The 24534-nt window shown below is 48.8% G+C and carries 21 protein-coding genes; 12 read left to right on the top strand and 9 right to left on the bottom strand.

The features are described 5' to 3' along the window. Positions 1-90: 90 nt before the first annotated feature. The 4 genes from NT239_00765 to serB are packed head-to-tail and all read left to right on the top strand — an operon-like array spanning position 91 to position 3184. Positions 91-573, top strand: coding sequence for a GNAT family N-acetyltransferase (locus NT239_00765; GenBank protein XGA71406.1), 483 nt, complete (start codon positions 91-93; stop codon positions 571-573). Beyond that, on the top strand, positions 551-1288 hold the full coding sequence (locus NT239_00760; GenBank protein ID XGA71405.1) for a UPF0149 family protein: 738 nt from the start codon (positions 551-553) through the stop codon (positions 1286-1288). Before NT239_00765 ends, NT239_00760 begins: the two co-directional genes overlap by 23 nt. 9 nt (positions 1289-1297) lie before the next feature. Then, entirely contained in the window at positions 1298-2317 is a 1020-nt protein-coding gene (locus NT239_00755) for an FUSC family protein (GenBank protein ID XGA71404.1), read from the top strand. 18 nt (positions 2318-2335) lie between these two features. After that, a complete protein-coding gene (gene serB, locus NT239_00750; GenBank protein XGA71403.1) occupies positions 2336-3184 on the top strand; it encodes a phosphoserine phosphatase SerB in 849 nt (282 codons plus the stop codon). 12 nt (positions 3185-3196) lie between these two features. Here the strand turns inward: serB and NT239_00745 are convergent, their stop codons facing one another. Genes NT239_00745 through NT239_00730 form a run of 4 tightly spaced genes read right to left on the bottom strand, consistent with a single transcriptional unit; the run spans position 3197 to position 7578 of the window. Next, entirely contained in the window at positions 3197-3595 is a 399-nt protein-coding gene (locus NT239_00745) for a gamma-glutamylcyclotransferase (GenBank protein XGA71402.1), read from the bottom strand. A 4-nt stretch (positions 3596-3599) separates the two neighbouring features. Continuing rightward, positions 3600-4829, bottom strand: a complete 1230-nt coding sequence (locus NT239_00740; protein XGA71401.1) for a hypothetical protein — start codon at positions 4827-4829, stop codon at positions 3600-3602. 41 nt (positions 4830-4870) lie between these two features. Continuing rightward, positions 4871-6565, bottom strand: a complete 1695-nt coding sequence (gene recJ / locus NT239_00735; protein ID XGA71400.1) for a single-stranded-DNA-specific exonuclease RecJ — start codon at positions 6563-6565, stop codon at positions 4871-4873. A 5-nt stretch (positions 6566-6570) separates the two neighbouring features. Next, positions 6571-7578 (bottom strand): hypothetical protein, encoded by a 1008-nt coding sequence (locus tag NT239_00730; GenBank protein ID XGA71399.1) that lies wholly within the window; start codon positions 7576-7578, stop codon positions 6571-6573. Positions 7579-7954: 376 nt separating this feature from the next. Here NT239_00730 and NT239_00725 point away from each other — a divergent pair, with 376 nt between their 5' ends. Then, positions 7955-9691 carry a DEAD/DEAH box helicase gene (locus NT239_00725; GenBank protein ID XGA71398.1) on the top strand — a complete coding sequence of 579 codons (1737 nt, stop codon included), beginning with the start codon at positions 7955-7957 and terminating at the stop codon, positions 9689-9691. A 100-nt stretch (positions 9692-9791) separates the two neighbouring features. Here NT239_00725 and NT239_00720 read toward each other — a convergent pair whose 3' ends face one another. Further along, positions 9792-10064, bottom strand: coding sequence for a hypothetical protein (locus NT239_00720; protein XGA71397.1), 273 nt, complete (start codon positions 10062-10064; stop codon positions 9792-9794). A 197-nt stretch (positions 10065-10261) separates the two neighbouring features. Then, complete coding sequence (locus tag NT239_00715) at positions 10262-12265, bottom strand: NADPH-dependent 2,4-dienoyl-CoA reductase (protein ID XGA71396.1); 2004 nt, start codon at positions 12263-12265, stop codon at positions 10262-10264. 162 nt (positions 12266-12427) lie between these two features. Here NT239_00715 and NT239_00710 point away from each other — a divergent pair, with 162 nt between their 5' ends. Continuing rightward, positions 12428-13408 (top strand): ABC transporter substrate-binding protein, encoded by a 981-nt coding sequence (locus tag NT239_00710; GenBank protein ID XGA71395.1) that lies wholly within the window; start codon positions 12428-12430, stop codon positions 13406-13408. Next, complete coding sequence (locus tag NT239_00705; GenBank protein XGA71394.1) at positions 13405-16506, top strand: EAL domain-containing protein; 3102 nt, start codon at positions 13405-13407, stop codon at positions 16504-16506. Before NT239_00710 ends, NT239_00705 begins: the two co-directional genes overlap by 4 nt. A gap of 10 nt (positions 16507-16516) precedes the next feature. On the opposite strand, the gene clsB is transcribed toward NT239_00705, so the two are convergent. The 3 genes from clsB to nudB are packed head-to-tail and all read right to left on the bottom strand — an operon-like array spanning position 16517 to position 18892. Continuing rightward, positions 16517-17683: a cardiolipin synthase ClsB gene (gene clsB, locus NT239_00700; GenBank protein ID XGA71393.1), complete on the bottom strand. Its 1167-nt coding sequence runs from the start codon at positions 17681-17683 to the stop codon at positions 16517-16519. A 2-nt stretch (positions 17684-17685) separates the two neighbouring features. Then, positions 17686-18492, bottom strand: a complete 807-nt coding sequence (locus NT239_00695; protein ID XGA71392.1) for an endonuclease/exonuclease/phosphatase family protein — start codon at positions 18490-18492, stop codon at positions 17686-17688. Beyond that, positions 18449-18892, bottom strand: a complete 444-nt coding sequence (gene nudB / locus NT239_00690; GenBank protein ID XGA71391.1) for a dihydroneopterin triphosphate diphosphatase — start codon at positions 18890-18892, stop codon at positions 18449-18451. Before nudB ends, NT239_00695 begins: the two co-directional genes overlap by 44 nt. A gap of 70 nt (positions 18893-18962) precedes the next feature. Between nudB and NT239_00685 the strand changes: the two genes are divergently transcribed. The 5 genes from NT239_00685 (at position 18963) to ccoS (ending at position 24300) form a co-directional block, all read left to right on the top strand. Then, positions 18963-20192 (top strand): cysteine desulfurase, encoded by a 1230-nt coding sequence (locus NT239_00685; protein ID XGA71390.1) that lies wholly within the window; start codon positions 18963-18965, stop codon positions 20190-20192. Continuing rightward, complete coding sequence (locus NT239_00680) at positions 20189-20635, top strand: SufE family protein (protein ID XGA71389.1); 447 nt, start codon at positions 20189-20191, stop codon at positions 20633-20635. The genes NT239_00685 and NT239_00680 overlap by 4 nt, the downstream gene beginning before the upstream one ends. A 64-nt stretch (positions 20636-20699) precedes the next feature. After that, entirely contained in the window at positions 20700-21557 is an 858-nt protein-coding gene (locus tag NT239_00675) for an HDOD domain-containing protein (protein ID XGA71388.1), read from the top strand. A 105-nt stretch (positions 21558-21662) separates the two neighbouring features. Then, positions 21663-24095, top strand: coding sequence for a heavy metal translocating P-type ATPase (locus NT239_00670; protein ID XGA71387.1), 2433 nt, complete (start codon positions 21663-21665; stop codon positions 24093-24095). A gap of 10 nt (positions 24096-24105) precedes the next feature. Further along, on the top strand, positions 24106-24300 hold the full coding sequence (gene ccoS / locus NT239_00665; GenBank protein ID XGA71386.1) for a cbb3-type cytochrome oxidase assembly protein CcoS: 195 nt from the start codon (positions 24106-24108) through the stop codon (positions 24298-24300). Positions 24301-24534: the final 234 nt, after the last annotated feature.

Genomic DNA, 24534 nt, shown 5'->3' with positions numbered 1-24534 from the left:
CAATTTTAAGCAAGATTGAGACAAAAAACTCCAATTCCCCTCTGTGGAATGATGCAAGGCGAATAGCCTCACAACACGGTATAATTGGCTATGACTCTAATAATTCGACCCATACAAGCCAAAGACTTAGCCATAGCTCATCAAGTCATGATGGCGGCCGCCACAGCGGGTGAAACCAATGATCAACAAGAGTTATTGGCTTATCTAAGCCAGTACCATGAAAACGTCTCAAGTTTATTGTCGGGGCCTGATCTGACGCAGGCGATTACCCTGGTCGCTCAAATGGGTAACGACATAGTTGGTGTAGCGCAATTAAATGGCGATGGTGAGATAAAACTGTTTTATGTCACACCTGAATGGCAAGGCCGCGGCATTGGCCGCGCTTTATTGGCTGAGTTGGCACTCAATGCACAATGCTCAAATATTCAGCGTTTGCAAATCTACACCAGCAATGCTGCCCGCCTCTTCTTTCTCGCCCATGGGTTTCACTCAGAGGATAAGACTTTTAGCGAATGGCTCACGGCAGATCTAACAAAATGGAAAATTCTGTATGAACAACAAACTACTCACTGACGACCAACTTGAGCTGCTCGATGGTTTTTTAATGTCGCCACGTACACCTGGCGAAACCATGGACATCGAAATGCTCGATGGCTTTTTAGTTGCGTTGGCGATTGGCCCAGAGGAAGTGCCCGAAGAAGAATGGCTGCCCGCCATTTTTGCCGGCACCCCGCCTGAATTTGAAGATCACGCCGAGGCCGATGAGATTTTTGGCCTAATTCGCCAACACGCGGCCAGTATTAAAGCGGCTTTTTCGGTTAACCGCCGCGACAATCCAGGCGAAAACCCACTGTATGTACCCGTGATTTTGTCGGATGAAGAGCAAGACGAAAAATGGCAAGAAACTTCGGGCACCTACTGGGCTTCTGGCTTTTATGCGGGCATTGAGGCGCGCGGCGAGGCTTGGGAGCAGTTGTTGCAAGCCAATGAAGAACTCGACACTTCCGTTAGCAAAATCTTAGAGCTGGCAGCCAGCGAAGAAGATGCGGCAGATCAGTCACCTAGCGCCGAGGAAGAAGCAGTTGAGCCGTTCAAGCCGCTTAGCATCAAGGAGCGCCAAGAACGTGTTGCCGAGCTGCCATGGCACATCGAGGATGTGATGTATTACGTGCTCGAAGAGAAATTTGGCAAAGTCGAACAAATCGTGCGCGAAGAGCCTAAAGTAGGGCGAAATGATCCTTGCCATTGTGGTTCAGGCAAAAAATTTAAAAAGTGCCACGGGGCCTAACGACTGGTCATGAGTCAATGGATAAGCCTAGTTAAGCCGGCCGGAAAACCGTTTCATCGCTCACGCATGATCCTGGGTGCGATGGCTTTTGGCTTTCCTATGGCTTGGTTTATCTCCAATGGCAATAGCCAGCATGCCGCTTTTGCTGGCTTTGGCATTCTCGCTAGCCTGTTTATGGATATCGGCAGCACCCGCCAGCAGCGCTTAGAAAGCATGCTGCTCGGAAATGCGCTGATACTGCTCGCTGCCGGGGTCAGTTTATATCTAAACGATCATTGGCTGATCTGGTTATGTGGGGTTGTACTGCTATTTAGTATCTTGGGGCGTTATCTTGCCGCAGGTTTTGCACTCGACATGAAATTACGCATGTTGGCTACGGCTTATTTAATTGGCTACCCAGGCACATCTATCAGTGCTGAAATCTTGCCACTGTATTTAGTGGGCGCCATTTTCACCATGGCACTAAGTACCATTTTTGCACCACGAATCAACAATCCGATTGCCCTCGCCCATGCTCCACACTGGCGATTAGATTGGCAAAACCTGCGAGCTGGCCAGCATGCTAGCCAAACATTTGGGGTTTTTCTGGCCATTGCATGCGCCAGTAGCTTTTTCACCGCACATGCCTTTCATTTACACGCGCCCAATTTAGCAGCCGCAACCACGTTGATGGTCTTTAGGCCAGAGCCATCGAGTACGCAAACCACAATTTGGCTGCGTATATTTGGCGTACTCATCGCCTCGGTGGCCGCATGGGCATTGGTTTTCCCCGCGCACAGCCATTGGCATTTATTGCTGGCGGCGATTGCGGCTGGTTCACTAATCCCGATCGCCTTTGCCAATGGATTGATGTATGTAGCCGCGCTTATGACTTTCATCATTTATGTCATACTCGCGCTCATGGGCATCCAAGGAAGAACTGCACAAATATTTGCCGAAATGCGCATCATCGAAACGCTGATTGGCGCTTTTTTTGCGGCTTTTTTTGCCATGACCTACGAAATATTAAACTCCAAACAAACACCCTAGCCTTTACGAGATCCACGCATGTATCGCCTTGTCATCCAAGCCCCTCACATCGAAACCCAGCACCTTAAACAATTGGCTCGCCTATCTGGCGCGCACAGTATTGAAACTGTCCACCAGCATTCACAATATGCGTTCAAGTTGCAAGGCGCCGACATAGCCAATGACGAAGCTGTGGCTGATTTTTGCGAATCAAATCAGCTCGATTACGCTTTTATTCCAGAAGACATCAGCCTGCGCGATATTGGCCTGATCGTGATGGATATGGACTCAACGCTGATCACCATCGAATGCATCGATGAAATCGCCGATATGTTTGGCATTAAGCCGCAAGTGGCAGAAATTACGGCTGCCGCGATGCGCGGCGAACTCGATTTCAACGAAAGCCTTACCCGCCGTGTCGCGCTATTAGCAGGCTTGGACGAGTCAGCGCTCAATCGCGTTTATGAAGAACGCCTGCAATTGATGCCGGGCGCAGAAGTGATGCTAAAAGGCTTTAAAGAGGCTGGTGCAAAATCGCTACTGATTTCGGGTGGTTTTACTTTCTTTACCGAAAAGCTCAAAGCGCGCCTTGGGCTCGATTATGCGATTGCCAATGTACTCGAAGTAGTCGATGGCAAGCTCACCGGCCGCGTGGTCGGCGACATTGTCAATGCTGAGCGTAAACGCAGTGAATTGATTGCGCATCGCGAACAGCTTGGCCTGCGCAGCGATCAAGTGGTGGCAATGGGCGACGGAGCGAACGATTTGCCGATGCTACACGCCGCTGGTTTTGGCGTTGCCTTGCATGCCAAACCCAAAGTACAAGCCGAAGCGCCTTATGTAATCAATACAGTGGGCATGGAAGGCGTATTAAATTATTTCTGCTAAGCGCTAACGCATTTATTGCGCTTGAACGGGCTGGCCATTCGCCAGCCCATGCTCATCGAAATAACCATCGGCGAGCAACACGCCGCTAGGATTGGGGTGAAAGTAAGCCCACGCGCGCAGCACTTGGCCGTTATCGAGTACAACGTCGATTAATTCACGGCAATAGTCATCGGGGTGCTGTTCGAGCACATCAACGTGAGTCAATTCGTCCCAACTCAATCGATATAACTCACCGTGCACGGGATACAGCGCAGGCTCTTTGCTTAAAAATGGATACTCGATGGTATAGAGCGCAAAGTCATTCTGCGTCTGGGCTTCAGCGACATACTGCGCCTCGCCGAGCCAATGATGATTACTTAGTCCGCGCTTTAAAGTGCCATACACAAATAACAATTCTTCGTCTGTCGTCATCGCTTTATGGGCTAACTACGCCGGGGATGTCGATTACATCGCTGTCGGTGCATTTTTTGGCCTGACATAATTTCACACGCCAACTAGCAGGTCGCGTTTCCGGCACGCCTTGCCAGCTTCCGCACCACACGCCGCTACCGCAATCGGCTTTAATCGGCTGATTAAACAAGACTTGTCGGCTCGCTTCGTCGATCAACATCCAGCGATCGGGCGCAATGCCTGGCTGCTCAGTTTTCCAGCTCAACAGCACTTGTGTTGGCAACAAGCCATCACCCAATTCTGGGTCATCCGGCGTAAAGAGCGCCAAGCTGGGCTTGGATGGACTTAGCTCTGGCCCTAACATGGCGGTTACTTTTAATTTATCTGAACTGGTGCACGCCAGTTGGCGGCACAGGCGAACCGAAATTTCATGCTCGCCATTGATCATCGGGATCTCGACTTGCCCGGCTTGGCTGTTTTCGCTTTGCTCGGTGAATTTATCCGAGCGATAAACGACTTTATTGCCGTTTAGCACTTCCCAATGCGTGCCAGTCTGCCCCCACCATAAATTCCAAGTCACGGCCACTTTGCCATCTGTCGTCACTTGCGGAATCCAGGCCAACGAAGGCGCACTGGGCGTACCAGCTAGCACCTCTTCTTCGCCGCTGCCGGCTTCAGCCCATGTACTAACACTCGCTTCGTTGCACACTGGCGCTTCTATCGTGCCGTTACACAGCTTAACGACGAACTGATGCTCGCCTGCTGTCAGCTTATTCATCGTTAAGGTGCCGCTTTGTACCGCCTGCATACCCCCCTCGACGATCAATTCGGCGGGCGTGTCGGGCGTTGGCGCTTTAATGCGGCGACTAAAATCTCGACCTCGATAGCGCAACTGCTCCTTATCCCACACTTCCCACCATTGCCCAGCGGTGCCAAACCAAATATCCCAACCCAAAGTAAACTGCCCCGCTTTTACGCGCGCCGGAACGGGGTCGAGCACGGGCTTCATCGGTTGCTCAACTTGCTGCGCAGGGATTTCTGGCCCTGAATTTGGCACATATTGCGCGGGTTGGATGTCGGGCGAGTTGCCCACTGGGGCTGGTGGCGCGGGCAGTTGCTCGCATTCAAGCACGCCCATAATCGCGGTTGCTTGGCACGCTAGCTGCTCGCGGCGCGCGGCCTCGCTGGCAGAAACCAAAATCCCTGCCTGCAGCTGCGTGCTGAGCAAAGCCAAACACCAAGGTAAAATCCGCATTTTGTTTATCCCCACACCGCCATCAGGCGCCAAGCAGCTGCTTAGGCGCAGGCTTCGCAATAATCCAACTGTAACTGTAAAGCACGCTCGCCACGAAACTCATTGACTGAAATTTTATACACCGCACGAATATCGCGGGGTATAGGCTCAGAGAAATTAAACCGCATAGCATCCAGCACAATACCCTCTTGGGTACTTAATTTAAGCTTGCTGTGTTTTTCACCCACAATACGCTGCTCGATAACACGAAACTGCCCGCTAAACACTGGGGCTGGAAAACCTTGCCCCCACACTTGCTTATCAAGCAATTCGGCCGTGGCGATCTGCATTTCGTGGCAAGCGAGCTCGCCGTCGGTTTCAATAATGCGCGTCAAATCGCTTTCATTGAGCAATTCACGGCAAACAAGTTCAAATTCGCGTTCAAACTGCGCAAAATCAGCCTGCGCAATCGTTAGCCCGGCCGCCATGGCATGGCCGCCAAATTTTTTGATCAAGTGCGGATGGCGTTTTGATACTAAATCGAGCGCATCGCGTAAATGCAAGCCCGGAATCGAGCGGCCAGAGCCCTTAATTTCCTCGCCGCCGCCATCGGCAAACACCAGCGTCGGGCGATGATACTGGTCTTTGACCCGCGACGCGACGATCCCGACCACACCTTGGTGCCAGTCGGCTTGGTATAAACACAGGCTATAGCGATCTGCGACATCGATTTGAATCAGCGCTCTTTCAGCCTCTTCGCGCATGCCGTGCTCGATTTCTCGCCGCGAGCGATTGAGCTGGTCCAGCTCTTTGGCTTGCGGTAACGCCACTTCCTCATTCGGCGCGAGCAAGGTGTTAATACCAAAGCTCATATCATCCAGCCGCCCCGCGGCGTTTAAGCGCGGACCCAAAGTAAAACCCAAGTCAAAGCAACTAGCGCGACCATAAAAACGCCCGGCAGCGGTAAACAGCGCCATAATGCCGGGGCAAGCGCGCCCAGCGCGCATGCGCTTGAGCCCCTGCTCGACCAAGATGCGGTTATTGGTGTCGAGCTTGACCACGTCGGCAACCGTACCTAGCGCGACGATGTCGAGCCATTGCGCCAAATTGGGCTCGGGCCGATCGGCAAATGCGCCACGTTCGCGCAGCGCCGCCCGCAGCGCCATCAGCACATAAAACATCACGCCAACACCGGCCAAATTCTTGCTCGGGAATGGGCAATCACCTTGATTGGGGTTGACGATTAACGCATTGGGCAGCGTGTCGCCCGGCAAGTGGTGGTCGGTAATCAGAACTTCGATGCCGCGTGCTTTCGCTGCCTCAACACCGGCCAAACTCGCAATGCCATTGTCAACGGTAATGATGATGTCGGGCGCTTTTTCGCTGGCTAGCTCAACAATTTCTGGCGTTAAACCGTAGCCATACTCAAACCGATTGGGAACAATAAAATCTACAATCGCGCCAAAAGCCGCCAGACCTTTCATTCCCAGCGTCGTGGCGGTGGCGCCGTCGGCGTCGTAGTCGCCTACAATCAATAGTCGTTTGTGCTGCGCAATGGCATCGGCCAAACGCCGCCCCATTTCAGGCGCGTTTTTAAGGAGTGTAAACGGCAGCAGATGTTTAAGTTCGTGCTCCAGCTCAATCGGGCTTTGTACACCGCGCGCAGCATAAAGCCGCGCCTGTAGCGGCGTATAACCCGCCTGAATCAATTTGCTTTCCAGTTCTGCGGACACATGCCGCTGTTTAATTTGCGACATTTTAATTAGGCCATTTCATTTAAATAACGTGGCAAATCGGCCTTGCGCCAAAACCGCCATAAATCAGATTTTGTCACTGAGCATACCTCGCCGACATCACTAAAATGCAGCGTAATCCGATCGACTTGGCCTGCTTTTAACGCTGCCAAAGCTGGCGCAAACCAGCTGGCTTCCCAGCGCAGCCAGACTTGCTGCCACTCGTAGCCTGCGCCATAGACGGCATGTAGTTCTAAATCGTCGAGTACCACGATGGCGTTTAAATCACTTAAATCGCTAAACTGCGCAGGAGTGCTTTTTTGTTGCGACAAAGCCTGCACCAGTTCATCTCCACCAAAAACAGGCTTGCCCAGTGACGGGCTCACACGGGCTGGGTATTCACCCCCGCCCCAGATCCACACACTATTTATTAATAACTGACCTGCTGCATCACGCGCATCGTTAACAGGGTGCGCATACAGCAGCATCTGCATTTCATTGAGCAAGGCGCTAAATTGCAGTGCGGTTTCGCCGGTGGGCAAAACTTCGTTTAAATTGCGACCCAAAGCTTCTTTTAACGGCGTAAATTGCAAATTAGGTTTGCTAGGAAATCGCACAAACCAGCGACGCGCGCTGGCCATCACAAACTCATAACCATCGGCTTGATACAACTGATTCAGCGCGGCCACCAAAGCAGTGGCTTCGCTGTCGCTGATATTTAAATAAGGCTCACCCAGCAGCGTTAAGTGATCACGATCAACGCGCAGGGTTACTGGGTCGACGCACAACCAGTAACCTGGGGCAATATCGCGCCCCAATTTGGCAAGCAATACAGGCGCCACGGGTATCTCCTGCAAACCAAAACAAGCTGCTAGTTTTGCAGCAATACATAGTTGGGTATTTTTAGACTTGCCTGATTTGCCGTACAACAGGCTTAAAGCGGGCAGATGAAGGTCGCGCCAAATGGCGTCGCGCGTATTGGCATCAGGCCAAACGCTGGCCGCAATTAGCAATTCAAGGTGTTTTTCAGTCGTCATAGTGGTCAATTCTACACGCTCCACGCGCAAAGCTGGAATTTGGACTTTTCTATTAGAGTTCAAGTCGAGGCGGCTCGAATTAGTTTGCACGCTCAAGGACTTATTATTGCACCGCAACACAACAAAGCCCCAAACCCGCCTAGCAGCAAGCCCAGTCAAATTCAAATTTTGTCACTATAGTTGTTGCATTATTAACAACATCTAGGCATAATTCGCCCCCTTCGGTTGTGTGCACCTAATTTACACACAAGCCTTTCTATCGATCTCATCGCCTCTGACCTTTTTCCCGCACTAGTACTTGTGATTAGCGGTTGTTCCTGGTTGGCGTCGATGTTGTGCTGGTGAGTTACCCAGCCATACCACAAGGACTGCCAACATGCCGCATACTGCTGCTAACGCCACAGATACGTCTAACGAATTCGTAACACTGGGTCTCGCGCCACAAATTACTGAAATCTTGGAAGCTCAGGGCTTTACCAAACCAACCCCAATTCAAGCCGCTGCGATCCCTGAAATTTTAGCCGGCCACGACATCATGGCTTCAGCACAAACAGGTACCGGCAAAACCGCAGCCTTCTTGCTGCCAGCACTGCACCGTCTCACTAAAGAAGCGACTCACCATGCTCGCGGCCCACGCATCTTGGTGTTGACACCAACTCGTGAATTGGCTGAGCAGGTTTCGAAAGTCGCCACTGAATTCTGCCGCAAAATTCCACGCTGCAAAGTGGTGACTGTAGTCGGCGGCGTTCCGTACCCAGTACAAAATAAAATGTTGTCGCAACCCTACGAAGTATTGGTGGCAACACCAGGTCGTTTGACCGACTTACTACGCAGCGGTCGCATCGACTTCCGTCGCATGGAATTGCTCGTGTTGGACGAAGCTGACCGTATGCTCGACATGGGCTTTATCGACGAAGTTGAAGCGATTGTTGACCAATTGCCAAAAGAGCGCCAAACCGCGCTATTCTCGGCAACATTGACTGAATCAGTTCAGCGCTTTGCAGGCCCAATGCTGCGCTCGCCAAAACTAGTTGAAATGGCGCCACAAGCCACTATGCAAGCGCAAATCGCGCAGTCGGTTCATTACGCTGACGGCTACGAACACAAACAAAAATTGGTTGCTGCGCTACTGAAGAAAAATGAAGGCCAGCAGTCAATCATTTTCACGGCGACTAAAATTTCAGCTGACGAAGTAGCTGAATGGTTGAAACTTGAAGGCTTTAAAGCAGCCGCAATGCACGGCGACTTGGCACAGCGCGATCGTCGCCGCACGCTAGATCGCTTGCGTCGCAGCGATATCGATATGTTGGTTGCAACAGACGTTGCTGCTCGCGGCATCGACGTTGCCGGCATTAGCTTGGTGATTAACTTTGACTTGCCACGCTTCTCGGAAGACTACATCCACCGCATTGGTCGTACCGGCCGTGCCGGTCGTAGCGGTGAGGCGGTTTCTTTGGTAACGAAGAGCGACTTCTCTCTGCTGACTAAAATCCGTCGTCAATACAATATTGAATTTACGACCCAAGAACTCGAAGGCTTGGAAGCCCGCTTCCAACCAGGCCGTGGCGGCCAAGGTGGCGACCGTGGTCGTCCAGGCAATGGCGGCGGCCGTGGTCGCGGTGGTTACGCTGGCAACGGCGGTGGTCGTGGTGGTTACGCTGGCAACCGTGATGGCGGCTCGCGTGGCGGCTACCAAGGCAACCGTGAAGGCGGGAGCTTTGGCGATCGCGCTCCACGTGGTGATCGTCCAGAAGGTCATCGCAGCGAAGCGTCACGCGGCAGCTTTGGCGAGCGTTCACACCACAACGAAAGCCGCGGCGGTTACGGCGAGCGCGCACCGCGCGAACAACGCAGCTTTGGCTCAGGCCAAGCACGTGACCACGCTGGCAATAGCTTCAACCGTGATAGCGCACCGCGCGGCAACTTTGGCGGCGGTCGTGATGGCGGCGCACCTCGCGGCGATCGTGGCGGCTACGCTGGCCGTGATGGCGGCAACCGCGATGGTAACCGTGGCGGCTACGGCGGTCGCGAAGGCGGCGCGCCACGTGGCAACGGTGGCGGCTACGGCGGCAAACCAAGCGGCGGCAATCGCGGCGGTGGTCGTTTTAGCTAAGCAGTGATTCAATAAAAAGCCGCCATCATTGGCGGCTTTTTTATACCCTATTCAGTATTCACCAACAAACCAAATTACGCTTACCCGCCAGGCAGATACCCTACTTAGCAGTTACAGCGACCTCAGTGGCGGTTAGCAAAGCACGCGCATCTTGAATCTTCTTCTGGCATTCCGCCACAGTATATGGATTTAGATCTTTACGTGGCACAGTCAGCGGATGCAGAACATCATTAACCTTGCGCTTCACCTGCAGAGTTACTTTTTTCCCCTCCAATTCCGCCTGAAAAGCCTTTAATTGCGCATCACACGAAGCCCAAACTGCGCCTGATGACAAGAGACCAAGCACCATTAGATTAATTGTTGCTAGATTCATCGCTTTACTCCTTTGCGCTAACTATGCCACCTTAGCGCAGCAGATATTTTTATCTAGCTCAACATTTCTACATGCACAATAAATAAGCAACAATTACGTAAGTAAAGTATGACAAAACTATCGCACCGCACCAATTTGCTCGTTTTCACTAGGTAAATGGGTGAATCACCATTAATCAGCTTACTATAAGGGTGCGGCTAAAACTGCAGCGCCAATCGCATCCCTTGCTCAATAGCTCGCTTAGCATCAAGCTCCGCGGCCAATAATGCGCCACCAATCAAATGAGCGCTTTGCCCCGCATCTAAAAGCTGCTGATACAAATCGTTTACCGACTCTTGCCCTGCGCAGACCACCACCTGATCACAAGGTATGCATTGAACCTGCCCTTCATGTCTCACATGCAAACCTGCATCATCAATATGCAAATATTCAACCCCACCCCATAAATGCACACCATGCCGCTGTAAATTTTGACGATGAATCCAACCCGTCGTTCGCCCCGGCCCCGCCCCTGGCTTGCCTTTTTTGCGTTGCAATATCCAAATTTCACGCTGCGCATTTACCTTAAGCTGCGGCAACAAACCTCCCGCAGCTTGCAAACTTGGATCTATTGACCAATTTTTTAGATACCCATCAAGCGTATTTGGTTGATGAATTAGCATATCAGCCACATCCAGACCTATACCCCCTGAACCAATAATTGCCACCCTAGAACCCATCGCAACCTCGCCACGAATTAAGGCTGGGTAAGTTACAACCATAGGATGATCTACACCAGGCAACACCAGCTCGCGCGGTCTAACGCCCGTCGCCACCACCACCTCATCAAAATGCCCCACCAAATCACACGCCTCCTTCTTGCTATTGAGCCTAACCTCGACTCCAGCAAGAGCAAGTGCCGCAGCAAAATAACGCAAGGTTTCGGCAAATTCAGCTTTGGCGGGGATGCGCTTCGCCAAAGCAAACTGCCCACCCAATGCCGTCCCAGCCTCAAACAAACTGACTTTATGCCCAGCCTGCGCAGCGCTCAGTGCACAGGACATGCCAGCAGGGCCGGCCCCGATTACCGCGATAGTTTTGGGTTTAGTCGTTGCACGGATATTCATTTCGGTTTCACGACAAGCACGTGGATTGACCAGGCAAGATGCGGTTTTACCTTCAAAAACATGATCCAAACAAGCTTGATTACATGCAATACAGGTATTGATGAGCTCGGCTTGCCCAGCCGCAGCTTTTTGCATAAAGCAAGGATCAGCTAACAACGGGCGTGCCATTGAAACCAAATCAGCATCACCATCGGCCAAAATTTTTTCTGCCACATCAGGCGTATTAATACGATTCACCGCAATCAGCGGAATCGAAATATGAGGCTTCAGTGCGCGACTAACCCAACTAAAAGCGCCACGTGGCACCATCGTGGCAATGGTCGGTACTCGTGCTTCATGCCAACCGATACCGGTATTCAGTATATTTACGCCCTGCGCCTCCAAAGCCTTAGCCAAAACAATGGCCTCAGCCAAATTGCCCCCCTCGCCAACCAAATCCAGCAATGAAAGCCGAAAGATCAACAAAAATTCAGCCCCAACAACTAGGCGTACTGCTTTAACAATTTCGATCGCTAAGCGTTGGCGATTTTCAGTACTCCCACCCCAGCCATCAGTCCGTTTATTGGTTCGTGGCACCAAAAATTGATTAATTAAATAACCTTCGCTACCCATAATTTCAACGCCGTCGTAACCCGCCTGTTTAGCTAATGCTGCACAACGAGCAAAATCGGCAATGGTTTGCTCAATTTCAGCCACGCTAAGCTCGTGTGGCGTAAACGGCGAAATCGGCGCAGTAATAGGTGAGGGTGCCACCGATGCTGCGTGATAGGCATACCGTCCAGTGTGCAATATTTGCAAGGCAATTTTGCCGCCGGCCTGATGCACAGCATTGGTGATCCCAGTATGCTCAGTAATCTGCGCTGGCTCTTTTAGCGTTGCCGCACCTGCAAATCCACAACCCGCATCATTAGGGGCGACTCCACCAGTAATAATCAGCCCCACTCCGCCTGCTGCGCGTTCAGCATAGAACTGAGCTAATTTTTGCATTCCGCCTGGCCGCTCCTCCAGCCCCGTATGCATCGACCCCATTACACATCGATTTTTGAGCTGAATAAAACCTAAATCCAAGGGCTGAAACAGATGCGGGTAGAACATGGCGACACTCCAAACGATCGTTTGAATTAACAATACCGCAAAGCAGTATTGATCTACCAGCTAGGGTTATACATTAGCGGCAAATTGAGCACACAAAACCAATCATCCCCACGGGCGGTGTTCTATATTGAAATCATTTAGTCAGCAAGGCTCAAGCGAACAATGAGCACCACTCAATTGCATGCGACCTTTACTCGGCGTCAAATTTTAGCGGCTTGCTCGATTTGCATGGCTGCACCATTGCTTGCATGCACGCAACCTCATGGCCTAGTCAAAATTAGTCGGCACACTTGGCCTGGCTATATGTTGCTCGATCTAGCACGAGACCATGGCTGGCTACCTGAAGATCAATTTCGCCTGATTAATTTAGGCTCAGCTAAAGGCACACTTCGTGCCTTAGCCAGCAACAGCATCGACGTTGCCTGCCTTACCCTCGATGAAGTACTCACTGCAAGGGCGAACGGATTGGAGTTAGTGATTATTGGCCTCATTAATTTCTCCCGTGGTGCCGATGTCGTTATTGCACGAAAACCACTCACGATCGAACAACTAACCGGAAAAACCATTGGGTTTGAAAGTGGCGCAGTAGGTCAAGTCATGCTTCATCAACTCTTACAAGCCGCGCACCTCACCACACAAAATGTGAAATTGGCTTCCGTCACCGCTGATGAACATGAATCCCGTTTTACGCAAGGCGAATTTGACGCTTTAATCACCTACGAACCAATTGCCAGCAACATCCTACAACAGCCGCAATTTCAGCGAATTTATAGTTCACGCCAATGCCCAGATTTAATTGCCGATGTGTTTGCAAGCACTAGCGACGCGATTGAGCATCATGGCCCTCAATTAACTCGAATGCTTAACGCCCACTATCGGGCCCAACAATTAATCAGGCTAGCGCATCCACATTCAATTAAACAGCTTGCCAGCCACCTAGCCGTCAACCCTGAAGAGCTACAAACAATTTTAGCAGGGCTAGACTTAGTCGATAGAAAGCAAGCCTTGGATTGGCTCACCCCCAAAACAAGTCGCACAGAAGAAACAATCAGACAGCTTATGCAAATTTTGCAGTTAAATAACAAAAACATGCCGAAAGTTGAGCATATGATAACGGCACAATTTCTGGAAGTTCAGCAATGAAGCTTCGAATCAATATAGCGCTGCAATTACTTTTCCTGCTTTCTGCTATTGCGCTGATTATTACCATTATTACGCTTCAATACCGTTCGCAACTAAAGCAAATAGAGCATGATCAACAACAAGAAATCGTAAGAACCGCGCAGGATATTATCTTCCTTTATTCACGCACATCAACACAGCAAAGCGCACTTCTAAATGAATACCTAGCCCGTCAGACTCTCAATGATAACTTGCAATGGATTATTATTAGCGAAGATGGGAGCACCGTAGGAAAATCTAGTGACTCACGCTTAATACACCATCAACTGAACAAGATAAATTATCTTAATAATTGGCAACAGATGAGCGAAGGACTCAACACCACCGAGGACGCCACCCGCTGGATTTATCGCAGCAAACTTGAAGCTGATACAGATCATTTTTTGCTAATCCAATATGACTTTTCAAAAAACAAAAAAATTGCTCAATGGGAGTTATGGACATCAGTAAAATCAGAGCTAGCTTTGATTATTTTATTTTGCATAATAGCTTATATATTAAGCCATCATTTTTTGGTTAGGCCCCTTGACCAAATAACCAAGAAATTACCATTAATTACCAAAGGCTCTATAAATACAGAGCAAAAAAACAGCATATTTTTTGAATTCAAGCAAATTAATGACGCGATGATTGCTATTGCTACACAAATCAATCAACAACTAACTGATCTGCGCAACAAAACCGTACAATACGAATCAACCTTACAAGCAATTCCAGATTTACTGTTTGAACTATCCGAAAAAGGGCAGTATCTACAAATACACACCCGAAACCCGCAATTACTTTATGAACAAAGTGCGCTAATCGGAAAAAATATTCATGATGTCCTACCCAAAGCAGCGGCTCAAATTGTGCAGCACTCGATTCAGCAGGCGATAAGTTACGGCTCTGATAGTGGAGCAATAATTGAACTTGATTTACCTCATGGACATTGCTTATTTGAGCTAAATAGCACGCGTTTACCTCACCCAGATGGACGTTTAAGCTGCTTAATGCTATCGAGGGATATCACGCAAGCATACAATAGCCGCCAATTAATTTTACGACAAAATAAATTACATACATTAATCATCGAAACTAGTATTGATGGATTCTGGCTTATTGATCAAAATGGACTCATCATTGAAGTTAATCAGGCCTATCTCAACTTGAGCGGCTTTACCCGTGACGAAGTGATCGGACAACCCATCTCCCGCTTTGATAGCACCCAAACCCAAGAGCAAATTGCAGATAATTTGGCCATTTTACGTGAGAGAGGCGCGATCAACTTTGAGACACAGCAGCGAAAGCGTACTGGCGAGCTATGGGATCTTGATGTATCAGCAGGATATCTCGATTTAGAAGATGGCTTATTCTTTGCTTTTTTACGTGATATTAGTGAGCGAAAACGCCAAAACGAACAACTGCGTTTATGGGAAAGGATTTTCGCCCAAACTACAGAGGGGCTAGTATTAACCGATACGAGCGAAAAAATTTTATTAGTTAATACGGCTTTTACAACGGTAACCGGTTACCGCAAAGAAGAATTACTTGGCCAACGACCAAGCATCCTTGCATCAGGTCGCCATGATTCAAAATACTACCAACAAATGCATCACTCGTTAAATACGCTAGGCCATTGGCAAGGCGAGATTTGGAACCGTCGAAAAAATGGCGTAGTTTATCCTGAATGGCTCATTATTAATTCAATTCGAAATGATAAAAACGAAATCACCCATTATGTAGGACTTTTACGTGATATTTCAGTACAAAAAGCCAATGAAGAGCAAATACGCTGGCTAGCCAATTATGATGCCTTAACCCATCTACCGAATCGCAATTTACTGAGCGAAAGAGCTACGCATGCATTAATTCAAGCGCAACGACAAGCGGAACCACTAACATTAATGTATTTGGATCTTGATCACTTCAAGCATATTAACGACACACTTGGCCATGCTGCAGGAGATGAACTCTTAATGCAAATCACGCAATGCTTAACCCAGGCGTTGCGAGAACAAGATACGATTGCCCGCCAAGGTGGGGATGAGTTTGTTTTACTACTCCCCGGCGTCGAGCAGTCCGGTGCCATTACCGTTGCGAAGAAAATTCTACAATCAGTCAACCGCCCTATTCGATTAGGCAGTCATGAATTATTTGTCACCTCATCAATCGGAATCGCAATCTATCCGGTAGATGGTTCAGACTTTGGCACCCTCTCTAGCCACGCAGATGCTGCCATGTATAAAGCCAAAAGCGAGGGCAGGAATTGCTTCAGGCTATATACCCCTGAAATGCAAAGCACCTCTGAACGTCGCCTAAAGCTAGAATCTGCACTCAGAAACGCCTTAGCCCACCATGAGTTACATTTGCTTTATCAACCGCAAATCGATTTACACACGGGGCTAGTTTGCGGCGCTGAAGCTTTATTGCGGTGGAATAGCCAAGAATTTGGACCTGTATCGCCTGCCGAATTTATAACCCTCGCCGAAGACAACGGTCTGATTCTTGAAATTGGTGAATGGGTGTTACGTCAAGCCATGCAGCAACTCAAAGAATGGATAAATATGGGTTTATCGCCGCTGTGTATCGCAGTTAACGTTTCGGCACTGCAATTTAAGCAGGAGAATTTAATTGCCATCATTCAACAAGTGATGCATGAAAGCCAAATTGAAACTCAATTTTTGGAACTAGAGCTTACAGAAAGTGTAGCAATGGATGACCCAGAATACATCATCACCAAAATGCATGAATTAAGTCGAATTGGCGTCAAGCTAGCCATTGATGATTTTGGCACAGGGTATTCATCACTCAGCTATCTAAAAACATTACCCATCGACAAACTCAAAATTGATCAAAGCTTCGTGCGGGACTTACTCAGCGACCCTGACGATGCGGCGATTATTCAAACCATCATCGAGATGGCCAAAGTACTGGGCTATATCACTATCGCAGAGGGGGTCGAAAATGAGGAGCAAAAGCAACTACTTCAAAAACTCGGGTGCACTCAAATACAGGGATACTTGCTTGGCAAACCCATGAGTGCCAGCGATTTTGCTAACTGGCTTAGCAGGCATTAATCCTAATTTTTTATTCGAGATATTTTTTGCCGCCATACCCAGACAGCCCCATTAGCAATCGCACCAAGCCGTAACAAGCCCATACCAGCATTCGCAAGCCCAATTTCGCCTGCTCGACGTGCTTAGGCAAAATGGCCAATGCATCTTTTTGCATGCGCAAAGCCAAATCATCACGCAATCCTTGCGCAAAAACGGGGTCATCAATAAACACATTTGCTTCACGAGCAAGCAATAAGCTAAATGGATCAATATTGCTAGAGCCAACCGTGGCCCAACGCCGATCAAATACGGCCACTTTGGCATGCATAAAGCCAGCGCGGTACTGATAAATTTCAACCCCCGCTTTTAATAGCGGACGATAAAAAGCCCAGCTAGCGTATTGTAGCAAAGCATGATCTCGCTCATCTTGCAGCAGCAGGACCACCGCCACGCCACGTTGTGCAGCATTCAGCAGTGCGTGGCGCAGGCGCTGCCCCGGAAAAAAATAGGCGTTGGCAATGATGATTTCAGACTGTGCCTGATTAATCATTTCTAAATAGGCTTGCTCAATAGAATACCTATTACGGGTATTGTCACGCACAACAAGCTGAACCTGGGCCCCATCCAGATACTCAACATCAGCACTCAAATTAACAGCCTTAGCCCATTTTTTTTTCAATTGAGCCCATGCACTATGCCGCCATTCGCGGCTAACAGCTTCGCGCACATCTAGCACAACAGGACCTTGAATCTGCACCGCATAATCGTATCGTGGAGCCATATCGGGGCGATCAATATCGGAGAGGATATTTATTCCACCTACAAATGCCACCTTTCCGTCAAAACACGACAATTTGCGATGCATGCGGCGAAGCCTAGATCGATTAAGGGAAAACCGCTTCACCTCCGGCCGGAAAAACAATAACCGCACCCCAGCCTGCAACATTTTATCTCTCAAATTAACGGGAAAATCACGTGCACCAAATCCATCAATCAGGACTGAGACCCGAACGCCGCGCGCAGCCGCAGCGATCAAAGCCTGCGATACAGCCAAACCCACGGCATCGGCCTCAAAAAGATAGGTTTCAAGGTGGATTTCAATTTTTGCAGCATTAATTTGCGCAATAAGTGCCGGAAAAAATTCGCCACCGTTACGCAAAAGCTGAACCTGATGCTGTTTTTTCGGTGTGAATTTCATTTTTACCCCTGCAACACCGTATAGAGCGGCGCGTGATCGGATAAGTTGCGCCACGGGCTACCGGTAAGCACCTCGGCACGAACAATTGCAAAGCCGCGCACATAAACCCGATCAAGCGTTAATAAGGGAAAACGAACTGGAAAACTGCGGGCGGGTGAACCATGCATTGTTTCAAATGCCTCCATCATCGCTAATTGGTCACGCAGGAAAGGACTTAGTTCTCCACGCCAGTCATTAAAGTCGCCGGCCAGCACTAAGGGTTCATTATCCGGAATATGACGGCGAATATATTCCACCATCATCGCCAACTGCTTGCGCCTATCACCGGCGCGCAAATTCAAATGCACGCACAAGGCATGCAAGGGAGAATCCCAGCCTGCAACTTCTACTTTGCAATGCAATACCCCGCGCTGCTCAAAGCGATGCAGCGTCAAATCGAAATTATGCCAAGACGCGATCGGATGGCGTGATAAAAAAGCGTTACCGTGATGACCAAGATGGTAATGCGCGTTTTTGCCATACGCATAATGCAATAAATCGCCAGCCAGATACTCATGCTGCGCATCTTGCCAGGTAGCAAAACGTCGCGCATGTTGCAGATGTGCGCCCTGCACTTCTTGCAAAAAAACAAAATCCGGCGCAAGTTGATTTAAGGCCTGCCGAACATCATGCAAAACCAAATGACGATTAAGCGGGGAAAGCCCTTTATGGATATTGTACGAGGCCACCACCAAACGGCGCTCAGGCAGGGGGATTGGCGTCATTTTAATGTGCGCTGCGCGCAGGCAACTCACGTAGAGCGTCAGCATTAGATGGCGAAAACACCATTTCGGCCGCCTGCTGCCAATTAATCCACTTAAAGCGGCGATGCTCTTTGGCGGAGAGACTAATCTCACACCGCTCGGGTAAGCACACGCTAAAGACATGCTCGGTATTGGTCGTTACACCGGGCGCATAACGGTGACGCCAAATTTCAAATATCTCAAAATCATGGCTTTGCTGCCAATCTTTGATTTGTGCTTCACCAACCTCAATACCAGTTTCTTCGGCCAATTCGCGGCGTGCCGTATCGATTAAAGCTTCGTCCCCTTCACGGCTGCCAGTCACGGATTGCCACGCATCAGTAAAATCATTGCGTTCAAGCAATAAGACATCTAGCTCGGGAGTATGAATGATCAGCAGGATGGAAACGGGTTGTTTATAGGGCATGGGTATTTTTTCTGCGTATCTGGAATAGCCATTATACAATTGCAGACCATACTCACACGCTTTGACTGCTATGTTTGACGTCGTTGCTGCAAATTTTGATCCGATCACCTGCCGTGCACAGTTCCCGATCTTCGCCAACCACCCTGATTTGGTCTATCTGGATAATGCGGCCACCACGCAAAAACCACGTATGGTGCTTGATGCTGAGCGTTATTATTACGAACACCAAAATGCTAATGTCCATCGCGGTGCCCATCGACTTGCTGTTGCAGCTACCGATGCATTTGAAGAAGCGCGTGCCACAATCGCCAACTTTATTAATGCCCAAAGTGCCGATGAAATTATTTTCACCCGAGGCACGACGGAGGCCATTAATCTAATCGCCAATACTTACGGACAAAATCTGCAAGCAGGCGATGAAATTATTGTTTCTACACTTGAGCATCATGCCAACATCGTGCCTTGGCAAATGTTGGCACAAAGGTCGGGGGCACAAATTCGGCAACTGCATTTAACCGCCGCAGGTGAAGTCGATCTTAATCAGCTCGAAGAGCTATTACTCAACAACAAAGCTAAACTTCTAGCGATAAGCCATGCCTCAAATGCGATTGGCAGCATTCAGAATATAAAGAAAATTTGTGACCTGTCACACAAATACTACTGTCATGTACTAGTCGATGGTGCGCAAGCCATCGCCCACCTTCAGGTCGACGTACAAGATTTAGATTGTGATTTTTATGTATTTTCAGCGCACAAAGCTTACGGCCCAACCGGAATCGGTGCGGCCTTTATTCGCGCTGCGATCTTGGAAGATTTGCCACCCTGGCAAGGCGGTGGCGAAATGATAGATCGAGTATCATTTTCCGGAACCACCTATGCCCCTGCACCACAGCGACTAGAAGCGGGAACGCCTGCGATCTCACAAGCAGTTGGGTTTGCAGCAGCAGTTAATTGGCTATCTCAACAAGATCGCAGCGCGATTTGGGCCTATGAGTCGGCACTCCATCAACAATTGGAGCATGGCTTAAGACAAATTGAACAGGTCAACATTCATGGACAAGCAAAATCAAAGGTAAGCCTAAGCTCAATGACCTTCAACGGAGCCCACCATTATGATGTTGCTCAATTCCTTGACGAAAGGGGTATTGCAGTTAGGACAGGACACCACTGCGCACAACCTCTAATTCATCAACTCGGCCTAACAGGAACTCTGCGCGTTTCACTCGCACTCTACAACACCACCGATGATGTTCAACGATTCCTATCTGCTTTAAGTGAAACATTGGAAATATTACGATGACAACAGTGACGACTGACAACCGATTTGACCACCCTTTTGGCTGTGAAATTGACTTAGAGCAACTCACCGAACTACTTGACGCAAGCGCCAGTTGGGAAAGCAAAAATCGCCTCTTAGTACAGCTATCAAAGCAATTACCAGATTGGCAGAGCCATTTCAAAATACCAACACTCAAAGTGGCAGGCTGCGAAAGTCAAGTTTGGTTGGATGTAAAACCATCTGATTCTGGCTGGAGACTTGCAGCAGATAGCGATTCACGGATTGTCAAAGGTCTACTCGCACTGGTTTTATGCGCGTTCAATCAAAAAAACAATCAAGAAATTGATGCTTTTGATTTTGAAGATTGGCTCAATCAACGGGGTATGCAGCGCTTTTTATCAGCCAGTCGGGGGAACGGTTTACGTGCAATTACGCAAGAAATTAAACGCAAAACTCAACCCTGAACACTCGTTATAAGCAAGCGCAAATTAGCGATTTACTGCTACATTGAATGTATCAAGTAAAGCGATGCCGACTATGCTGCGCGAAATCCCTCCTGCGGAATCTGAGCAATTACTAAAAAATTTGGTCATCCCACCTCGACCAGCCATTCTTGCCGCCATCAAAAAAGCTCAGTGCAGTAGCGATCCTGATTTTGAGGAAATCGCCAGCCTAATCAATAGCGACCTAACTCTTTCGCTAGCAATGATCAAAGCGGTTAACTCCCCATTTTATCAACTGAGCCAAAAAATCAACTCGGTAGATCAAGCTTTGCAAATTCTGGGACTACGCAACATCTGCAATATGGTAGAAGGCATTGTGCTGCGGCAAACCTTGAGCAATAGCGACCAACACAGTTTGATGGAACCTTTTTGGGAGTCGGCCGTTCGTGTTGCGATGATTTCTAGTCAGATTGCTCAATTAGTACATGGCATTGAGCCTGATGAGGCCTACACGTTCGGCTTATTTCGCAGTAGCGGCAAAGCAGTGATGGCGGCTAGATTTACTAACTATTTCAGCACATTAAAAAGGGCTGAGCGCTTTAGCCGAGAGGAATTCATTCATCTAGAAGAGCAACGCCACCAAACTAATCATAATGTAGTCGGATATTTGCTGAGTCGTACTTGGTTTTTGCCTAGCGAGATGCAACTTGCGGTACTAAACCACCATGATTTCACGGTCTTTAATTATCGTGACGAGTCCGATTGGCACCATGTTTGCACATTGATCGCAATTGCAGGCTTAGCAGAACATATTCTCAAAATGCACATTGAACAATTTGAACATATTGAATGGCGCATGATCGAGCCTATTTATCTCGAACATCTGGCGCTAAAACTAGAAGAATATGAAGACATGATCGACGAAATCAGCACCCGACTTTGAAGGGTATACCCACCAAATCAATACACATAAAGACACAAAAAGACATACCCTTCAAAACAACAAATTCCACCCCGTAAGCAAGGCTTTTTTGGCTAAAATAGCGAGATGACTACCTCAGCCTCTTGCTTTCACTGTGGCAACGAATGCCCAGAACCCATTGAATTCACCATTCAATATCGAGAAAAAACCGAGCCCGCATGCTGTGCAGGCTGCAAGGCGATTGCGGACACAATCTTAGCAAGTGGTCTAGAAAGTTATTACGCGCAGCGAACAGAAAATGCGAGTCGCTCAGAGCCGCTCCCCCAAGAAATACGTGAACAACTTCGACTCTACGACGATAGTCAATTACAAAGCGATTTTGTCCATCATGTTTCTGATGATGTTCGTGAAGCCGCACTGATATTAGAGGGCATTAGTTGCGCAGCTTGCATCTGGCTCAATGAGCAGCACTTGTCACAACTAACTGGGGTCTTGTCCGTCTCAATCAATTACAGCACACACCGTGCTCGTGTGCGCTGGGACGAACGCCAAGTCAAACTATCAACCATTTTGCAGCATATCGCAGCAATCGGTTACCGAGCACATCCTTACGATCACGAGCGTAACGAAGCACAATGGCAAGCACAGCGTAAAAATGCTTTGCTTCGGCTATGGGTTGCCGGACTCTCAATGATGCAAGTCATGATGTTTGTTGTTCCGATGTACTTGGCGCCCGATGGTGAAATTGAACCTGTATGGCTTGACATGATGCACTGGGGCAGCGCCTTACTTACGTTGCCAGTAGTACTTTTCTCCAGCTGGCCTTTTTATCAAAATAGCTGGCGCGAATTAAAACACGGCCGCGCAGCAATGGATCTACCGGTTAGCATCGGCGTGATCGCAGCCTTTGTCGCTAGTTGCTATTCACTAATTACCGAACACGGTGATATCTATTTTGACTCGGTATCGATGTTCGTATTTTTATTACTCGGCGGGCGATATCTTGAGTTCAAAGCGCGCCGTCGAGCTGGTGCTGCGGCCGAAATGCTGGTTAAGCTGGTTCCTGCCTTTGCTCATCGCCAAAGTCACGATAAGCGCCTGCATGAAACCCCTGTGCACCGACTAAAAGCCGGCGACCTGATCGTTACAAAAGCAGGCGAAACGATTCCTGTTGATGGCATCGTGATTGAGGGTGAAAGCGAAGTCAATGAAGCGATGCTAAGCGGAGAGAGCCACCCCATTACCAAAATTTCGGGCTCAGCCGTTGTAGCTGGCAGTCTGAATTTGATATCAGCACTAACGATTGAAGTCAAATCAGTTGGCAATGAAACCCGCCTGGGCAGCATGGTACGCTTGCTCGACCAAGCCTTACAACAAAAACCTCGCCTTGCTCAACTGGCGGACTGGGTGGCTGGCCGCTTTGTCGTAGTTTTACTTGCGGTTGCAGCCGCCTGCTATCTGTATTGGCACTATCACGACCCTATCCATGCCCTTCCCTTTACCGTTGCGGTGCTAGTAATCTCTTGTCCTTGCGCACTCTCTTTGGCAACACCTGCAGCGCTAACCGCAGCAACGGGTCATCTTGCACAGATAGGTTTGTTAATTACCCGTGGCAATAGCCTAGAAAATTTGGCGACGGTGACAGATATCGTGTTTGATAAAACAGGCACTTTGACTTTTGGAGAACCACAACTAAAGCAGACAATCGCCTTGGCTTCTTTTAGCGATGCTGCGCAGCTAATTGCCTGCTCACTTGAGGCGCAATCAGAACACCCAATTGCAAAAGCATTTAAACAACAAGACCGACGGCTTTACCCCGTAAACGATTTTAAAAACCACCCTGGAGGCGGGGTGAGTGGGTCAATAAATGGCGAAACTTACTGGCTAGGATCAAGCTCGTTCATAGCCGAGCGTTTGGGTCATACCATCCCAGACTGCGTCAAACCCTATACCACCCAAGGCACACTAATTTATCTAGCAGACCAAACCTGCCTACAAGCCGCCTTTGTGTTGGCGGATCAATTACGAACCGAGGCCAAATCGGTTATTGAGCATCTAAAAAACCGCGGCTACCGCCTTCATTTATTATCGGGAGATCAACTTCCCATCGTCAATCATGTTGCTGATGAGTTAGGGATTAGCCAAGTTCGTGCGGCTGCCACTCCCGAATCAAAAGTAGCCTACATCCAAGCTATCCAAGCTAAAGGGCATAGGGTGTTAATGATCGGTGACGGAGTTAATGACGCCCCAGTCCTTGCTCTGGCCAATTCTTCTATTGCCATGGGCGGTGGGGTTGACATTGCCCAAGCCGCAGGGGACATGATTTTATTAAACAATAATTTAGCGACTTTACCTATCGCTTTTGAATTAGCCAAAAAATGCCGAAATATCATTCGCCAAAATTTAACGTGGTCATTAGCGTATAACATCGCAGCGATACCCGTTGCAGTTATTGGCTTAGTTACACCCTGGCTAGCTAGTCTTGGGATGGCCTTAAGTTCACTACTTGTGGTAGTTAATGCATTGCGACTTTTAGCTCCAGCCAAAACCAAAAAATAGAAGAAAATCAATGGAAAGTTTGTATTTACTCATCCCAATGTCCATCCTAATCGCACTCGGAATCGGGATTGTTTTTTGGTGGTTTATTCGTAGTGGTCAATCAGATGACCTCGAAGGTCCGGCTTGGCGCATCTTGCAAGACGATGATGCAACTGGTGACAAATCAAGCAAAACTAACACTTCAAGCAAAAAAAACCCTGACTGAACGGACACAAAGCGGTAAAATGACCGGGATTGTCGACGGGTCTACTTGATTTCAGTCAAGAAAGAATACACAGAGTCTGCGTATAGTCCAGTAGGCACTTTTGTACCTCATTCAGGGAGTGCTCTCTCCCTAATGAAAATTAAATCACAGAGGAGCGATAGCTCTTATGTGGAGTTTAATTATTATTTTTCAATCTTTTATTTTAATTTTAATTCCAAGCAGTTGGAGATCAAT

Source organism: Chitinibacter sp. SCUT-21 (assembly GCA_041874755.1).
Classification (GTDB): Bacteria; Pseudomonadota; Gammaproteobacteria; order Burkholderiales; family Chitinibacteraceae; genus Chitinibacter.
The sequence above is the reverse complement of the archived record's forward strand: the minus strand, read 5'-3'. Positions and strand labels throughout refer to the sequence as shown.

Excerpts from the sequence above, each read along its gene's own strand:
- NT239_00765 (XGA71406.1), top strand. The coding sequence starts at position 91 with ATGACTCTAATAATTCGACCCATACAAGCCAAAGACTTAGCCATAGCT.
- NT239_00685 (XGA71390.1), top strand. The coding sequence starts at position 18,963 with ATGTTTGACGTCGTTGCTGCAAATTTTGATCCGATCACCTGCCGTGCA.
- NT239_00680 (XGA71389.1), top strand. The coding sequence starts at position 20,189 with ATGACAACAGTGACGACTGACAACCGATTTGACCACCCTTTTGGCTGT.
- NT239_00760 (XGA71405.1), top strand. The coding sequence starts at position 551 with ATGAACAACAAACTACTCACTGACGACCAACTTGAGCTGCTCGATGGT.
- NT239_00755 (XGA71404.1), top strand. The coding sequence starts at position 1,298 with ATGAGTCAATGGATAAGCCTAGTTAAGCCGGCCGGAAAACCGTTTCAT.
- NT239_00730 (XGA71399.1), bottom strand. The coding sequence starts at position 7,578 with ATGACGACTGAAAAACACCTTGAATTGCTAATTGCGGCCAGCGTTTGG.
- recJ (XGA71400.1), bottom strand. The coding sequence starts at position 6,565 with ATGTCGCAAATTAAACAGCGGCATGTGTCCGCAGAACTGGAAAGCAAA.
- nudB (XGA71391.1), bottom strand. The coding sequence starts at position 18,892 with ATGCCCTATAAACAACCCGTTTCCATCCTGCTGATCATTCATACTCCC.
- NT239_00670 (XGA71387.1), top strand. The coding sequence starts at position 21,663 with ATGACTACCTCAGCCTCTTGCTTTCACTGTGGCAACGAATGCCCAGAA.
- NT239_00675 (XGA71388.1), top strand. The coding sequence starts at position 20,700 with ATGCCGACTATGCTGCGCGAAATCCCTCCTGCGGAATCTGAGCAATTA.
- NT239_00695 (XGA71392.1), bottom strand. The coding sequence starts at position 18,492 with ATGCTGACGCTCTACGTGAGTTGCCTGCGCGCAGCGCACATTAAAATG.
- NT239_00725 (XGA71398.1), top strand. The coding sequence starts at position 7,955 with ATGCCGCATACTGCTGCTAACGCCACAGATACGTCTAACGAATTCGTA.
- NT239_00720 (XGA71397.1), bottom strand. The coding sequence starts at position 10,064 with ATGAATCTAGCAACAATTAATCTAATGGTGCTTGGTCTCTTGTCATCA.
- NT239_00745 (XGA71402.1), bottom strand. The coding sequence starts at position 3,595 with ATGACGACAGACGAAGAATTGTTATTTGTGTATGGCACTTTAAAGCGC.
- NT239_00740 (XGA71401.1), bottom strand. The coding sequence starts at position 4,829 with ATGCGGATTTTACCTTGGTGTTTGGCTTTGCTCAGCACGCAGCTGCAG.
- NT239_00715 (XGA71396.1), bottom strand. The coding sequence starts at position 12,265 with ATGTTCTACCCGCATCTGTTTCAGCCCTTGGATTTAGGTTTTATTCAG.
- NT239_00710 (XGA71395.1), top strand. The coding sequence starts at position 12,428 with ATGAGCACCACTCAATTGCATGCGACCTTTACTCGGCGTCAAATTTTA.
- clsB (XGA71393.1), bottom strand. The coding sequence starts at position 17,683 with ATGAAATTCACACCGAAAAAACAGCATCAGGTTCAGCTTTTGCGTAAC.
- serB (XGA71403.1), top strand. The coding sequence starts at position 2,336 with ATGTATCGCCTTGTCATCCAAGCCCCTCACATCGAAACCCAGCACCTT.
- ccoS (XGA71386.1), top strand. The coding sequence starts at position 24,106 with ATGGAAAGTTTGTATTTACTCATCCCAATGTCCATCCTAATCGCACTC.
- NT239_00705 (XGA71394.1), top strand. The coding sequence starts at position 13,405 with ATGAAGCTTCGAATCAATATAGCGCTGCAATTACTTTTCCTGCTTTCT.